Consider the following 13153-nt stretch of genomic DNA (forward strand, 5'->3'; position numbering starts at 1 on the left):
CTTATTCGCCGGTCTTGAAATAGGCTTCCAGCCGATAGCCATCGGGGTCGATGACGAAGGCGGCGTAATAGAACTGGCTGTAATCCGGTCGGATGCCCGGCGTACCGTTATCTTCACCGCCATTGGCGATGCCCGCGGCATAGAAGGCGTCGACGGCTTCCTGGCTCGGTGCCACGAAACAGAAATGCAGGCCGGAGCCGCGATCGGCTGGGACGGGGCGCTCCACCTCGCTGACCCAGAACTGCGCACGCTCCGCCCCATATCCGACGGTGCCGTCGAAATTGGTCACGCGCTCATAGCCGAGGGGAGAAAGGGCTGCATCATAGAATTTTTGCGCCCGCGCCAGGTCTTTGACGCCGATCGAGATATGGTCGAACATGAAAACGAGCTCCCGCCGTGTTGTCTGCGAAGCTTTGCGGAAGACCGTGCTCCTTTGGGGGGAGGCGCCGGCTTTCGAAAGTCCGCAGGTCGAATTTCGCCTCACCATCTTGCAATGATTATGGGAAGTCAACAAAGCGAAGCGATGGGTCGTCGGATCGATTGATCGGGGCTTTTCATCTATAAAGTCGTTTGGGATCGCCGATCTTGATGAGTTGCGCAGGCCCGGAGTAGGATTTGCCGATGCTCGGCCGTGATCCGAATTTTTTTCGAGACGACTGTCGATTTCCGGATGGCTGCTTCGTTGTCAATATGAGCGGGCTTGTTAGGCGGCAATGGTGCCGGCGTCTCGCTTCCGGAGGGAACTTTCCATGCGTTTCATGTCTATCGTCATTGCTAAGGATTTCATGCAGCCGGCGCCGGAGCTTCTTGAGGCTATCCACAAGCTCGCCGATCGGGAAATCAAGGCCGGCCGCATGATCGATACGGCCGGGCTGATGCCGCTTGCGACCGGCGCTCGCGTCACCATCAAGGATCGCAAGCTAAGCGTCGTCGACGGTCCCTTCGTCGAGGCCAAGGAGGTTGTCGGCGGCTATGCCATCTTCGAGCTGCAGAGCAAGGAAGAAGCCGTGGCGCTGGCGGTCGAATTCATGCAGCTGCACAAGGATTTGATGCCCGGCTGGGAAGGGACATGCGAAGTGCGCGCCTATTTCGAACCGGGCGCGGAGAACGTATGCGACCCGCTCGCCGAAGCAAGGGCATGACAATTTCGGTCTATAACCGAGGCAGGCGGCCGTGACGGCCGCCGGCATCCACCGGACGATCCTTGCCGTCTGGCGGATCGAGCAGCCAAGGCTCATCACGAGCCTGGCGCGATTGCTGCGCGACGTGCCGCTGGCCGAGGATCTGACGCAGGAAACCCTGATTGTTGCACTGGAGCGATGGCCGGAGACGGGAATCCCCGAGCGACCGGGAGCCTGGCTGATGACCACTGCCAGACGCCGGGCGCTCGACCATCTGCGTCGTCGCCGGATGCTCGATCGGAAACACGAGATGATCGTTCGGGACATGGAGGAGGAGGAGCAGATCATGCCGGATCTAGACACTCCTCTCGATGACGATATCGGCGATGAAATGCTGCGCCTGATCTTCACCGCATGCCATCCGCTGATTTCGCGCGAGGCGCGTGTGGCGCTCGCCCTGCGGATGATCTGCGGCCTGACGACCGAGGAAATCGCCCGAGCATTTCTGGTGTCGGAAGCGACGATCGCCCAGCGCGTCGTCCGCGCCAAGAAGACATTGTCCGAATCGGGGCTCGGCTACGAGACGCCGCATGGCGAGGAGCTGTCACAACGGCTGGCTTCGGTGCTTGAGGTCGTCTATCTGATCTTCAACGAGGGTTACACGGCGGCGCGCGGTGAGAATTGGTTTCGGCTGCAATTGTGTAATGAGGCGCTGCGACTAGGACGAATATTGACATCCGTCGCGCCAACGGAGCCGGAGGCGCACGCATTGCTGGCCTTGATGGAGCTGAACGCTTCCCGCGCGGCCGCCAGGACTGACGCTGACGGCAATCCGATCCTCTTGCTCGAGCAAGATCGCGGTCGCTGGGATCGGTTGCAGATCCAGCGCGGCTTGAAAGCTTTGGTGCGGGTACAGGAGCTTGGCGGTGCGGGTGGGGTCTATGCTCTGCAAGCCGCGATCATCGCATGCCATGCGAGGGCGGGAGCGGCGGAGGAAACCGATTGGAGACGGATCGCCGATCTCTATGCGGAGCTTGCCGGGCTTCTGCATTCGCCTGTCGTCGAACTCAATCGCGCGGTCGCCATCGGCATGGTCGAGGGTCCGGAGGCGGCATTGGAGATCATTGAAAGCCTTCGCGATGAACCTGCGCTGAAGGACTATCATCTTCTGCCGAGCGTTCGCGGCGATCTTCTCTACAAGCTTGGCCGCCACGATGAAGCGCGGCGAGCCTTTGAGGCGGCCGCCGCGCTTGCCGACAATCAGAGGGAGCGTGATTTCCTGATGCGCCGTGCCACCGAAGCTGCCGGTGCAGGGAAGGATTGACCCGCCTGAAGGCGGGCCAGCTTGCTTTGGGTTATTCCGCAGCCTGATAATTCGTGGCTCTCGCCGCGGATGAACGCGGGCCTACGGCGGCAAGTAGCGTGATGGCGACGGCCAGGATCGTCACGAAGCCGATGCCGGCGGTATAAGGGTTCCAACCGAAGCCGGGTGCTGCGCTGAAGACGGCCGAGGCTGCCGCGAGGATGATGCCGCCGCCGATCTGGAAGGAGGCAAAGAGCATACCCGAAGCCAGGCCCGACTTATCCTCTTCGATATCGGATAAGGCCGCGACCTGAATGGACGGATAGGTCATGGCATAGCCGACGCCGAGCAGCAGCTGCGAGATGGCAACGAGCACGATCGTATCGATCTTGCCGGCCGACAGCGCCCAGAAGAGGTAGCTGATGGCCTGCAGTCCGACGCCAAAGGTCATGAGCAGGGTCGTGCCGCGCGCCTGGCCGATGGTGGCGAAACGCGGGGCGAGGAACATCACGCAGACGCCGCCAATGGCGAAAGCGAAGCCGGTGGCGAAGGCCGACCAGCCGATGACGGTCTGGTAGTAGAGCGTTGCGATGAACTGGAAGCCGACATAGGCCCCCTGGTACAGCGCGGCGATGGCATTGGCGTGACTGAGTTTGGCGCGGCGGAACATCGCAAGCGGCACCATCGGATCGCTATGGCGCGACTCGACCAGCAGGAAGAGCAGGATCAGTACCAGAGCCGCCGCCAAAGATCCCCAGGTCGCAAATGCCTGCCAGCCATCGGCTGCGGCATTGGTGACGCCGAAGACGAAGAGCAGCAGACCGGGAGTGATGGTGATGGCGCCTGCCCAGTCGAAGCGGGCGCTCGGGCCGCTTCGCTTGTGATCGGGCGGCAGGACGAAGGGGGCGACGATCAGCGCGAGGATGGCGACGGGGGCACCCATGACGATGGTTGCACGCCAGCTGATGATCGTCGCCGCACCGCCGATCACCATGCCGAGCACGAAGCCGGCTGCACCGGTGGAGGAGAAGACGCCGAGTGCCTTGGCGCGGGACTGGCCTTCTCCGAAGACGGAGAGCAGGAGTGCGAGCGCGGCGGGCGCCGTGAAGGCGGCGGCGATGCCCTTGACCAGGCGCGCGGCGATCAGGGTTGGCGCGCTATCGACGAAGCCGCCGGCGATGCTGGCGGCGGCAAATACGGCAAGCGACCAGAGAAACACGCGGCGATGGCCGAAAAGATCGGCAACGCGGCCACCGAGCAGCAGGAAGCCGCCATAGCCGAGCACATAGGCGCTGACGGCCCATTGCAGCGAGGTTGCCTGCATGCCCAGCTCTTTCTGGATTGCGGGCAGGGCCACGCCAATGGTGGAGACGTCCATGGCGTCGAGGAAATTGGCGGCGCATAGCAGCAGCAACGCCAATCCCGCCCCGCTTCGGGTTTGGGAAGAAGTCATCGGGATCGTTCCTTTCTATGCTGCCGTCCTTGGGAGGTTGAAAGCGGCAGGGAACGAGAAAATGTACATCTTCAAACCCTATTGCAAATTGATAGTAACCATGTCAGGTATTACTGGCGATGATGAATGATGCGACACTTCGAAAAATCGATCTCAATCTGCTGCTCGCCTTCTCCGTGCTGATGCAGGAGCGGAATGTCAGCCGTGCGGCCGAGCGCCTGTTGCTCGGCCAGCCGGGTCTTTCCGCCGCGTTGCGCCGGTTGCGCGAGACGCTGGATGACGAATTGTTCGTGCGGGTCGGCCGCGGTCTGCAGCCGACGCCGCGGGCGCTGTCCATTGCACCGGCGATCGAGGATGCTCTTTCCGGCATCGAGCGCGCCATTCGCCCGCCGGCGGCCTTCGATCCAACGGACTGGCACGGCGAGTTCCGCGTCGGGCTTTGCGATAATCTCGAATCGTCCTTCTTCGGGCCGCTGGTGGCGCGGTTGCGTCAGCTCGCACCGCATGCGCGACTGACCAGCGTGGCGTTCGACCGGCGTGACGCCGTGCGGCTGCTGGACGAGGGCGCCTTCGACTTCAGCATCTCGGTGCATGACGAGCCAGCTTCCTGGCATGTTCGGGCTCCCTTGTTCGACCAGGCTTCGCTCTGCATCTACGATGGTCGGCATCTGAAATGTGCCACACCGCTGAGCCTGAAGCACTTCGCGACCGCGCCGCATGTCACCGTTTCGCTGGAAGGCGCCATATCCACCGGCGTCGATGTCGCTCTTGCACGCCTCGGCCATCGTCGTCAGGTCGTGGCGACGGTTCCCCGTTTTTCCGCGCTGCCGACGACACTCCGGGCCATTCCGGCCATTGCGACGGTTCCCGAAGCCATTGCCCGCTGCATGGCGCAACTGCACGATCTGACGATTTCGGAGCCGCCGTTCGAATTGCCCGCTGATCCCGTGACCATGCTTTATCGGCGCGTCGATCAAGCCGATAGCCGCTCGGTGTGGTTCCGCCGCCTTTTCGTTGATGTCGTGAAGGAAGCGCTTGAGGCGAGTGGGTGCCGCATGGGGGTTTCCACGGATGCCTGCTGTTATGAGCCGCTACCTCTAGCCGAAGCCGTCTAATCCCCGAGGAAAGCAATCGCCATGATCCGGCAAACCCAGCGTCTGGTCCTGCGCATGCCGGAGGAGCGGGATCTGGATTTCGTGACCGCGCTCTTTGCCCGGCCAGAACTTGTTGCTCACCGGCCCGATCCGACGCCGGATTCTCCGACGGAAAGTGCGCGAAGGCTAGCCCGTGATCGCGCGCACTGGCGCTTCCATGGATTCGGGCGTTGGGCGGTAGAAACGGGTGACCGGCTGATCGGCTTTGGCGGCGTTACTGTGTCGACGGAATTGGACGGGCTCAATCTCTCCTATCATCTGCACCCCGATTATTGGGGAAGCGGCTATGCGACTGAACTAGTGCGGGAGGCTTTGACCTTCGCCTGTCACGACCTGCGAGCAAAGCGCGTCGTCGGCCTCGTGCGTCCTGTCAATGCCGCCTCCCGGCGCGTGCTGGAAAAATGCGGCTTCGGTTTCGAGCGCGAAATCATGCTGCATGGCGTGCCGACGCATCTTCTTTCGTATCGAATCACTGCGGCTGATGTCGGCGAACTGATTTAACCGTCGGGGTAGGGCATGCCGTCCTTATGCACGAAGCGCCCATCCGTGCTGGAACTCATCATGTCGACGTCCGAACAGGTGATGAGGTCGGTCGGTGAGCGCGTACCGGCTTCGAGATAGATAGCCGTCGTGTCCGACCTGTTGATCATGTGATGGCCGTTGCCGGAACCTTTTGGAAATGCCGCGCAATCTCCGGCGCGCAAGACCGTTTCGCCATCATCCTCGATCAGCGTCAGCTCGCCTTCCAGCACATAGACGAATTCATCCTCCTGCGAATGCCAGTGCCGCTGGCTCGACCAGTTGCCTGGCGGCAGTCGCATGAGATTGACGCCGAAATCCTGGAGGCCGCCGGCATTGCCGAGCCGCTGCCGGATGCGCTCGGCGCAGGGATCGTTGAAAGGGGCGGGATAACGCGTGCCTTTGATTTCCGGCACGGCTGCAACATCGATCTTCGGCATGATGATCCTGCCTGCGATTTGCCATGGGTGGACGCGCTATCTGCGCGGCTTCAAATCTATCAAGAATCATCCCTGCCAGTCCAGCATCCGATCGTGGCCAAGTGCATGGCAAACCACTGTTGTCTGCCATTTTTGTCATGTATCTGTCATCGTTCGTACACATATGCGTCGTTTGAGCAACACAGCATATGTACATGCCGTCATATATGTTTTTGGCGCTGTTTCGGTCCTTGTAAAAGCGAGACCGCAAATGCAACTTCATCACCGGAAGCGAAGCGCTGTGCTTCGGGATAGCCACTGAAACTTGATGTCGAACGGCCCCCCAGGTTCGTCTCTCGCGCAAGTTCATTTGAAGAATGGAGTTACCATGAACATCAAGAGCTTGCTTATCGGCTCGGCTGCGGCCCTCTGCGTCGTATCCGGCGCTCATGCGGCTGACGCCATCGTCGCTGCTGAACCGGAGCCGCTGGAATATGTCCGTATCTGCGACGCGTTCGGCGCTGGCTACTTCTTCATCCCCGGCACGGAGACCTGCTTGCGGGTCGGCGGCAAGGTCCGCACCGAAGGCCAGTGGAAAGATCCCTACAATCGCGACAGCAACTTCGGCACCAAGTGGCATACCCGCGCCGAACTCAACCTCAATACCGCAACCGACACCGAATACGGTCCGCTGAAGACCGAGACCATCGTTCGTTGGGACTGGAACGACGGCGGCTCCACCTCCACCAACCTGCTGTGGGCCTATATCACCCTTGCCGGTTTCACTGTCGGTAAGACGGACTCGCAGTACAACCAGTTCGTCGGCTATGCCGGCGACGTGATCCAGGACGACGTCATCTATGACGGTCCGTATGAATTGAACCAGCTGACCTACAACTACGACAGCGGCACCGGCTTCACCGGCGTCATCTCGCTCGAAGACAGCAATTCCGGTACGACCACCAGCGCCTACGGCGGCAACTGGCAGCTTTCGAAGGCTGACCACTACGCCCCGAACGTCGTCGCCGGTCTCGGCTACAAGGCCGGCATGTTTGGCTTCAAGGTCGTCGGCGGTTACGACTCGATCGTCGAACAGGGCGCCATCAAGGCTCGTATCGACGCTGACTTCGGTTTCCTCACGGCCTTCTTGATGGGCGGCTGGAACACCGACGGCGACAAGCTGAACCAGTATGCCGGCTCGAACCAGAACGTCTCGGCCTGCACGACCTCCGACGGCGTCGTTCACGGCGCGAAGTGCGGCTGGGGTGACTGGGCTGTTTGGGGTGGTGTCGGCGTTCCGATCAACGACAAGCTGAAGTGGAACCTCCAGCTCGCCTACACCGACTCGAAGATTTTCGAGGCGACCACGAACGTCAAGTTCAACCCGGTCAAGAACCTGCTGGTCGAGCCGGAATTCACCTACGTTCACTACGACCTGCCGAGCGATGATACCTTCTCGGGTATCCTGCGTTTCGAGCGGACGTTCTAGGACCAAGCCGGCTTGGCTTGACCTTCATCGGAAATCGGGCCTGGTATTTGCGCCGGGCCCGTTTGTCTCACTCCGAGGCGATTGGAAAACCTGACTCAGCCTGCATCCTGCCGATGGGTATCATGCAAGGCGAGACGGCGTTCAGCTCGTGCGTATCTGAACCACGAGCTTGCCGAGCGATCGTTCACGATCGCGACCCATACAGCTGACAAAGGGAAGTCGGCTTACTGTCATAAATGTGAAGCTAATGAAGGGATATTTCATCCTTTCTAGCGCGATTTGGTGCCACCAAAGGAAGCCCCATGAAGACGATCATCATACTTGCGGCAATTGGACTGATGTCCACCAACGCAATGGCCATGTCGGCCTACAATTCGAAATCGATGACCTGTGCAACCGTGCATGAAAAGATGGCACAGGAAGGGTCGATCGTGCTGAGGTACCCATCGCATCATCCGGGCATGATGATGTACAACCGTACCGTCTCGAATTCGATGTCATGCCTCGGCCAGGGCGCGATGACCAGCGCCAGCGTCCCGACAAGCGACGATCCGAGCTGCAAGATCAAGACCTGCAGCTTTGCCACCGGCAAGGGACCGAACAAGAACCACTGAGCTGATAGCAAGCGACCGGTCGGTCGCTTCGAGCGATAGCACCGCACCGGAAGCGGTCTGGCAAGGCGAGCCGTCGTTGGCCCGCCTTGCTCTAGCCGGTAATTGATCGGCTAGAATCCGGTATCAGGCTCTTATCGGCAGTCTATCAGTCGCAAACGCGGGCGCGATACATGTCGCCCCATGCGTTCTGGTGCCAGACCACATGGCAATGGGGATAGTAGGGTGGCGGCGGCAGGTAGTCGGGCGCATAGGCCGGGCCCGCGTACATGGGCTCGGCATAGGCCGGAGGCGCGGTCGCGCCGGCGATCAAAGCGCCGCCGATAACGGCGCCTGCGATGCCGGCGGCAACGCCGCGACCGAAATTGTTATGAGCTTCAGCCTGGGAAGCGGTGGCAATTGACGTGCCTGCAATTGTCAAGGCGACCAGACCTGTGGCGACAAGCGTACGCATGGTGGTCCACATAGTCCTGATCCTTTATTTCCAATAATCACGACCCTTTTGGCCGCTGAGTACGATCCGACAATAGTTCTCCAGGGATTACCGCCAGGCGTCCGTTGGGTTAAACCTTGGTAAGGTGGCGTGGGCGGCGCGAACGAGCAGAGAGCGAGATCGGCGCACGTCTTTTAAGCAGTGCGTCGCAGAGGCTGGGATCGGCAATTGTGATGTTCTTGCAGCAGTGCGGTACTTCAGGTGTTCGTACCCGTTTGGCCCGTACCCTGCCAAATCCGAGCCGTCACTCGATGGGACGCATTTTCCTTATCCCAGGCCTGAGCCGCTATTTGCCAAACACCTTCATTCTTGACGAGCAACATCATTTCGACGGTCCGATCGACTTCGGCACAGTTTTCGATGCTCTCGCAGGCCACGACGGCGACCGCCACATTACCGAAAACATGCATCACGCTCCCCAGGACTCTTTCATCGAGGCTTTGCAGGGATGTGCCGACGAGACCGTTCATTCGTTCGACAAATTGCTGAACCGATTGCGATTGTACCGGGCGCGCAGACGCATAAAGCGGTGCCTGAGGAACGAAATCCACCGTGAACGCCGCCCAGTCGGGCATCCCGCCCTGCATCCAGCTCATGCTCTTGAACTGGCGCTCGACAAGCGCGCGGATCGCTTCAATGTCAGGATTCACATCCCCGTTCACCAAAATCACCGCGCCAATCTGAGAGATGTCCACTCCGGACCATGTGCTCTTCGTAGCACAAACCCGAGCGAGCCGCAGCAGCCGTTGCAAGGATGAACATTAAGTGGCGCACCCGACAGGATTCGAACCTGTGACCTTTGGAATCGGAATCCAACACTCTATCCAGCTGAGCTACGGGTGCATGCCGTGGCGGTTTGAATCGCCTGTCCGATGGCTGGTTCTTAGCCTAGGAAGCGCTTGGCTTCAATGCGGAAAATTCAGGAAAGCGCATATCATAGGTTTTGAATGAAAAGGGCCGCGGGCTTTTGGCGCGCGGCCCTGTGTCGTGTGGTGCCGTTTCGGCCTATTCCTTCATCGCGCCGGGGCCTGGGGTGGCCTTTGGCGGCACCTTGCCGAGGATGATCATGCCCAGCACTTCGTCCTTGGTGACGTCTTCGGTGCGGGCGTGGCCGACGACCTGGCCGTTCTTCATGACCGAGACGCGGTCGGCAAGGTCGAAGACGTCGTGGATGTCGTGGCTGATGAGGAAGATGCCGATGCCTTCCTTCTTCAGCTGCTTGATCAGCTCGCCGACCTGCGCCGTCTCCTGGGGGCCGAGGGCCGCGGTCGGCTCGTCCATGATCAGGATGCGGGCATCGAAGAGGATGGCGCGGGCGATCGCCACCGACTGGCGCTGGCCGCCCGAGAGCGCTTTCACCGGCTCCTTGAAGCGCTTGAAGTTGGGGTTGAGGCGGCCCATCACCTCGCGGGCCTTGGCCTCCATCGCGACATCGTCGAGCGTGCCCCAGCGGGTCTGTAGCTCGCGGCCGAGATAGAGGTTGGCGGCGGCGTCGACATTGTCGGCGACGGCGAGCGTCTGGTAGATCGTCTCGATGCCGTATTTCTTGGCGTCGCGCGGGCTGCGGATATCGACGGGTTCGCCGTTGATCAGGATATCGCCGCTGTCGCGCTTGTAGGCGCCCGAGAGGATTTTGATCAGCGTCGACTTGCCGGCGCCGTTATGGCCGAGGAGCGCCACGACTTCGCCGGGGTAGAGATCCACCGAGGCGTTGTCGACCGCGTGGATGCCGCCGAAGGAGATGGAAATGTTCTTCATTTCCACAAGCGGAGTGGTTTGATCCGTCATGGTTCAGAATTCCTTTTACTTGGCGCGCGAGCGGTAGACGATGTCGAGCCAGACGGCGATGACGAGCACGACGCCGACGACGACGTTCTGGATCGGCGTGTCGACATTGGCGAGCCCCATGCCCGATTGCAGCGATTGCATGACCAGGGCGCCGAGCATGGCGCCGGCGATGGTGCCGCTGCCGCCGGCCAGCGACGTGCCGCCGATGACGGCCGCGGCGATGGTGAAGAGTTCGTAGGTGGTGCCCTGCGAATTGGCGGCTGCGTTCAGGCGGGCGGTCGAGATGGCGGCGGCCACGGCTGCGAGCAAGCCCATCAGCGCGAAGATGCGCACAGTCACCCAGCGGGTCTTGATGCCGGCGAGTTCGGCTGCTTCCGGGTTGCCGCCGATCGCGAAGACGTAGCGGCCGAAGCGCAGGCGGGTGGCGATGAAGGTCATGACGATGCCGATGCCGACGGCGATCAGCACGGGCACGGCGATGCCGTAGGGGATGTCGAGCCCGGTTTCCGGCCAGGGGATATTGTGTTCGGTCGCGTATTTCTTGGCGATGCCGATCGGCCAGTAGTAGATGGTGAAGATATAGATCGTGCCGAGGACGAGAGCGGAGCCGAGAATGGCGAGGAAATATTCCGCCCAGAGCGGCCGGCGCGGGAAGTTGAAGCGCTTGCGCTGATGACGCCCGCCGATGATGCCGAGAACGATGAAGACGCAGGCGAGCACACCGAGTATCCAACTCCATGTCGCGCCGATCGAGCCTTCGGCACCGCCGCCCATGATGCGGAAAGTTGCATCGAGTGGGGCAACCGTCTGCCCGCTGGTGACGTACCAGGCAAGACCGCGCCATGCGAGAAGACCGCCAAGCGTGACGATGAAGGAGGGAACGTTGAAGAAAGCGATGATGACGCCCTGGAAGGTGCCGAGCAGCGTGCCGATGGCGAGACCGCAGATCAGCGTGATGACCCAGGTCCACGAGCTGTCGAAGCCGAGATAGGCAGGCAGGAATTTCGCCTGGATGACGCCCATGATCATCGCGACGAAACCGAGCAGCGAGCCGACGGAAAGGTCGATGTTGCGGGTGACGATGACGAGCACCATTCCGGTCGCCAGCACGGCGATCTCGCAGGTCTGGACGGAAAGGTTCCAGAGGTTTCTGGGGGTCAGGAAGAGGCCGCCCGTATAGACGTCAAAGCCGATCCAGATGATCAGCAGCGCGCCGACCATGCCAAGCAGGCGCGTATCGATTTCGGTGGCGCGCAGGAAACGCGTAAACGCGCCCTCTTCTGCCTTGCGCGGACCGCTCGATGTTGTGGAATGTGTCATGTCGGCCATCGCTTTGCCGTTCTCCCACTTGTTGGGCGCAGGCCCGCGAATGCTTCTCGTTGATCGCTGGGCAGTATCCGCGCTGGTCACAATAGACGTCATCGCTCGCCCATCCGGTGCTCCCGGTTCCACGACCGCCGTCCGGCAGGCCGATCGGATATGCGATGACGCAACACATGCGGGAAGCTTTCACCCCATTCTGGGTGGAGTTGCAGGCCTCTTATCCGCATTCGACGCCGCAACGGGAAACCCCTTGCGGCGTCGGCATTATATTCGGGTCAACCCGTCAAGGTCTCGTGTTTACTTGCAGGCGGCGACGCTGCCGGCCTTGACGCCCTGGCATGCTTCAGCCTTGGAAATCCAGCCGGCGTCGATGACGACGTTCAGATTGTCCTTGGTGATAGCGATCGGGGTCAGGAAGACGGACTTCATGGCAACATGCTTCGGGCCACCGTTGAAGGTCTGGACGCCGTCGATCTGGTCCTGGGTCTTGCCGCCGGCAAGAGACAGGGCGATTTCAGCGGCGCGCTTGCCGAGTTCACGCGAGTCCTTCCAGACCGAAACGGTCTGCGTGCCGAGCGCGATGCGGTTCAGGGCAGCCTTGTCGGCATCCTGGCCGGAAACCGGCACGGAGCCAGCCAGACCCTGGGCATCGAGGGCAGCAACAGCGCCGCCGGCGGTGCCGTCGTTGGAGGCGACGACCGCGTCAACCTTGTTGTTGTTGGCGGTCAGGAACTGCTCCATGTTGCGCTGCGCGTTCTGCGGCAACCAGCCGTCCGTATAGGCTTCGCCGACGTTCTTGATCTTGCCGGCGTCGATGGCGGACTTCAGCACTTCGATCTGGCCGGAGAAGAGGAAGTCGGCATTCGGGTCCGAAGACGAGCCCTTGATGAAGACGTAGTTGCCTTCCGGCTTTGCCTTCAGCACTTCGCGAGCCTGCATGCGGCCCACTTCCTTGTTGTCGAAGGTGATGTAGAAGGCGGCCGGGTTTTCGATCAGGCGGTCGTAGCCGACAACCGGAATGCCTTCGTCGGCAGCCTTTTCAACGGCCGGGCCGATGGCGTCGGAATCCTGCGCCAGGATGATGAGGGCGTTGGCACCCTGCGAAATCAGCGACTCGACGTCTGTCAGCTGCTTGGAAGCGGACGACTGGGCGTCGGCGGAAATGTACTTGGCGCCGGCTGCAGCGAGCGCCTTCTTGATGGCTGCTTCATCCGTCTTCCAACGTTCTTCCTGGAAGTTCGACCAGGAAACGCCGACGACGAGATCCTTGGCGAAGGCAGCCGTCTGCATGGTCAAAACGATGGCCGCGCCCGCAGCCAGCTTGATGAAAGCTTTCATGTGATCCTCCCGAGTGAATGCGACCGCACGTATCCTGAACTCCCGTCGGTCGCGGCGAAAATGCTGACAAGAAAAGCTTTGGGCTTTTTTTCTCGACAGTCGAGAAATTTAGTGTCAGAGATTTTTTCAGCTGTCAACACCC

14 protein-coding genes and 1 tRNA gene are annotated in these 13153 nt (G+C 61.0%); 6 read left to right on the forward strand and 9 right to left on the reverse strand.

The window, feature by feature from the left end; all coding sequences use genetic code 11:
• Position 1 precedes the first annotated feature (1 nt).
• Positions 2-379, reverse strand: coding sequence for a VOC family protein (locus tag ACIQWP_RS06765; protein ID WP_402783898.1), 378 nt, complete (start codon positions 377-379; stop codon positions 2-4).
• Positions 380-749: 370 nt separating this feature from the next.
• Between ACIQWP_RS06765 and ACIQWP_RS06770 the strand changes: the two genes are divergently transcribed.
• The gene (locus tag ACIQWP_RS06770) at positions 750-1142 is read left to right on the forward strand and encodes a YciI family protein (RefSeq protein ID WP_402783900.1); all 393 of its coding nucleotides are present in this window, start codon (positions 750-752) and stop codon (positions 1140-1142) included.
• Between the two features lie 31 nt (positions 1143-1173).
• Positions 1174-2445 carry an RNA polymerase sigma factor gene (locus tag ACIQWP_RS06775; protein WP_402783902.1) on the forward strand — a complete coding sequence of 424 codons (1272 nt, stop codon included), beginning with the start codon at positions 1174-1176 and terminating at the stop codon, positions 2443-2445.
• 31 nt (positions 2446-2476) lie between these two features.
• Here ACIQWP_RS06775 and ACIQWP_RS06780 read toward each other — a convergent pair whose 3' ends face one another.
• Positions 2477-3877, reverse strand: a complete 1401-nt coding sequence (locus ACIQWP_RS06780; RefSeq protein WP_402783904.1) for an MFS transporter — start codon at positions 3875-3877, stop codon at positions 2477-2479.
• Between the two features lie 119 nt (positions 3878-3996).
• On the opposite strand from ACIQWP_RS06780, the gene ACIQWP_RS06785 reads away from it, so the two are divergent.
• Together ACIQWP_RS06785 and ACIQWP_RS06790 are read left to right on the forward strand one after the other, a co-directional pair.
• Positions 3997-4992 (forward strand): LysR family transcriptional regulator, encoded by a 996-nt coding sequence (locus tag ACIQWP_RS06785; protein WP_402783906.1) that lies wholly within the window; start codon positions 3997-3999, stop codon positions 4990-4992.
• Between the two features lie 21 nt (positions 4993-5013).
• Positions 5014-5532, forward strand: a complete 519-nt coding sequence (locus ACIQWP_RS06790) for a GNAT family N-acetyltransferase (protein WP_402783908.1) — start codon at positions 5014-5016, stop codon at positions 5530-5532.
• Here ACIQWP_RS06790 and ACIQWP_RS06795 read toward each other — a convergent pair.
• Positions 5529-5990, reverse strand: a complete 462-nt coding sequence (locus ACIQWP_RS06795; protein ID WP_402783910.1) for a cupin domain-containing protein — start codon at positions 5988-5990, stop codon at positions 5529-5531. The genes ACIQWP_RS06790 and ACIQWP_RS06795 overlap by 4 nt on opposite strands.
• 367 nt (positions 5991-6357) lie before the next feature.
• On the opposite strand from ACIQWP_RS06795, the gene ACIQWP_RS06800 reads away from it, so the two are divergent.
• Together ACIQWP_RS06800 and ACIQWP_RS06805 are read left to right on the forward strand one after the other, a co-directional pair.
• Complete coding sequence (locus ACIQWP_RS06800; RefSeq protein ID WP_402783912.1) at positions 6358-7458, forward strand: porin; 1101 nt, start codon at positions 6358-6360, stop codon at positions 7456-7458.
• 302 nt (positions 7459-7760) lie between these two features.
• Positions 7761-8072, forward strand: a complete 312-nt coding sequence (locus ACIQWP_RS06805; RefSeq protein WP_402783914.1) for a hypothetical protein — start codon at positions 7761-7763, stop codon at positions 8070-8072.
• Positions 8073-8217: 145 nt separating this feature from the next.
• On the opposite strand, the gene ACIQWP_RS06810 is transcribed toward ACIQWP_RS06805, so the two are convergent.
• The 6 genes from ACIQWP_RS06810 to xylF all read right to left on the reverse strand — a co-directional run bounded on the left by ACIQWP_RS06810 (position 8218) and on the right by xylF (position 13011).
• A complete protein-coding gene (locus tag ACIQWP_RS06810) occupies positions 8218-8535 on the reverse strand; it encodes a hypothetical protein (RefSeq protein WP_402783916.1) in 318 nt (105 codons plus the stop codon).
• Between the two features lie 224 nt (positions 8536-8759).
• Positions 8760-9257 carry a hypothetical protein gene (locus ACIQWP_RS06815; RefSeq protein ID WP_402783918.1) on the reverse strand — a complete coding sequence of 166 codons (498 nt, stop codon included), beginning with the start codon at positions 9255-9257 and terminating at the stop codon, positions 8760-8762.
• Positions 9258-9328: 71 nt separating this feature from the next.
• Positions 9329-9405, reverse strand: a tRNA-Arg gene (locus ACIQWP_RS06820).
• A gap of 162 nt (positions 9406-9567) precedes the next feature.
• On the reverse strand, positions 9568-10350 hold the full coding sequence (locus tag ACIQWP_RS06825; protein ID WP_402783920.1) for an ATP-binding cassette domain-containing protein: 783 nt from the start codon (positions 10348-10350) through the stop codon (positions 9568-9570).
• Between the two features lie 15 nt (positions 10351-10365).
• Complete coding sequence (locus tag ACIQWP_RS06830) at positions 10366-11679, reverse strand: sugar ABC transporter permease (RefSeq protein WP_402783922.1); 1314 nt, start codon at positions 11677-11679, stop codon at positions 10366-10368.
• 291 nt (positions 11680-11970) lie between these two features.
• Positions 11971-13011, reverse strand: a complete 1041-nt coding sequence (gene xylF, locus ACIQWP_RS06835; protein ID WP_402783924.1) for a D-xylose ABC transporter substrate-binding protein — start codon at positions 13009-13011, stop codon at positions 11971-11973.
• Positions 13012-13153: the final 142 nt, after the last annotated feature.

The sequence above is a fragment of the Rhizobium sp. NPDC090279 genome (assembly GCF_044769665.1).
In the GTDB taxonomy this organism is placed as follows: domain Bacteria; phylum Pseudomonadota; class Alphaproteobacteria; order Rhizobiales; family Rhizobiaceae; genus Rhizobium.

Excerpts from the sequence above, each read along its gene's own strand:
- ACIQWP_RS06810 (WP_402783916.1), bottom strand. The coding sequence starts at position 8,535 with ATGTGGACCACCATGCGTACGCTTGTCGCCACAGGTCTGGTCGCCTTG.
- ACIQWP_RS06780 (WP_402783904.1), bottom strand. The coding sequence starts at position 3,877 with ATGACTTCTTCCCAAACCCGAAGCGGGGCGGGATTGGCGTTGCTGCTG.
- xylF (WP_402783924.1), bottom strand. The coding sequence starts at position 13,011 with ATGAAAGCTTTCATCAAGCTGGCTGCGGGCGCGGCCATCGTTTTGACC.
- ACIQWP_RS06800 (WP_402783912.1), top strand. The coding sequence starts at position 6,358 with ATGAACATCAAGAGCTTGCTTATCGGCTCGGCTGCGGCCCTCTGCGTC.
- ACIQWP_RS06785 (WP_402783906.1), top strand. The coding sequence starts at position 3,997 with ATGATGAATGATGCGACACTTCGAAAAATCGATCTCAATCTGCTGCTC.
- ACIQWP_RS06790 (WP_402783908.1), top strand. The coding sequence starts at position 5,014 with ATGATCCGGCAAACCCAGCGTCTGGTCCTGCGCATGCCGGAGGAGCGG.
- ACIQWP_RS06805 (WP_402783914.1), top strand. The coding sequence starts at position 7,761 with ATGAAGACGATCATCATACTTGCGGCAATTGGACTGATGTCCACCAAC.
- ACIQWP_RS06830 (WP_402783922.1), bottom strand. The coding sequence starts at position 11,679 with ATGGCCGACATGACACATTCCACAACATCGAGCGGTCCGCGCAAGGCA.
- ACIQWP_RS06795 (WP_402783910.1), bottom strand. The coding sequence starts at position 5,990 with ATGCCGAAGATCGATGTTGCAGCCGTGCCGGAAATCAAAGGCACGCGT.
- ACIQWP_RS06825 (WP_402783920.1), bottom strand. The coding sequence starts at position 10,350 with ATGACGGATCAAACCACTCCGCTTGTGGAAATGAAGAACATTTCCATC.
- ACIQWP_RS06765 (WP_402783898.1), bottom strand. The coding sequence starts at position 379 with ATGTTCGACCATATCTCGATCGGCGTCAAAGACCTGGCGCGGGCGCAA.
- ACIQWP_RS06770 (WP_402783900.1), top strand. The coding sequence starts at position 750 with ATGCGTTTCATGTCTATCGTCATTGCTAAGGATTTCATGCAGCCGGCG.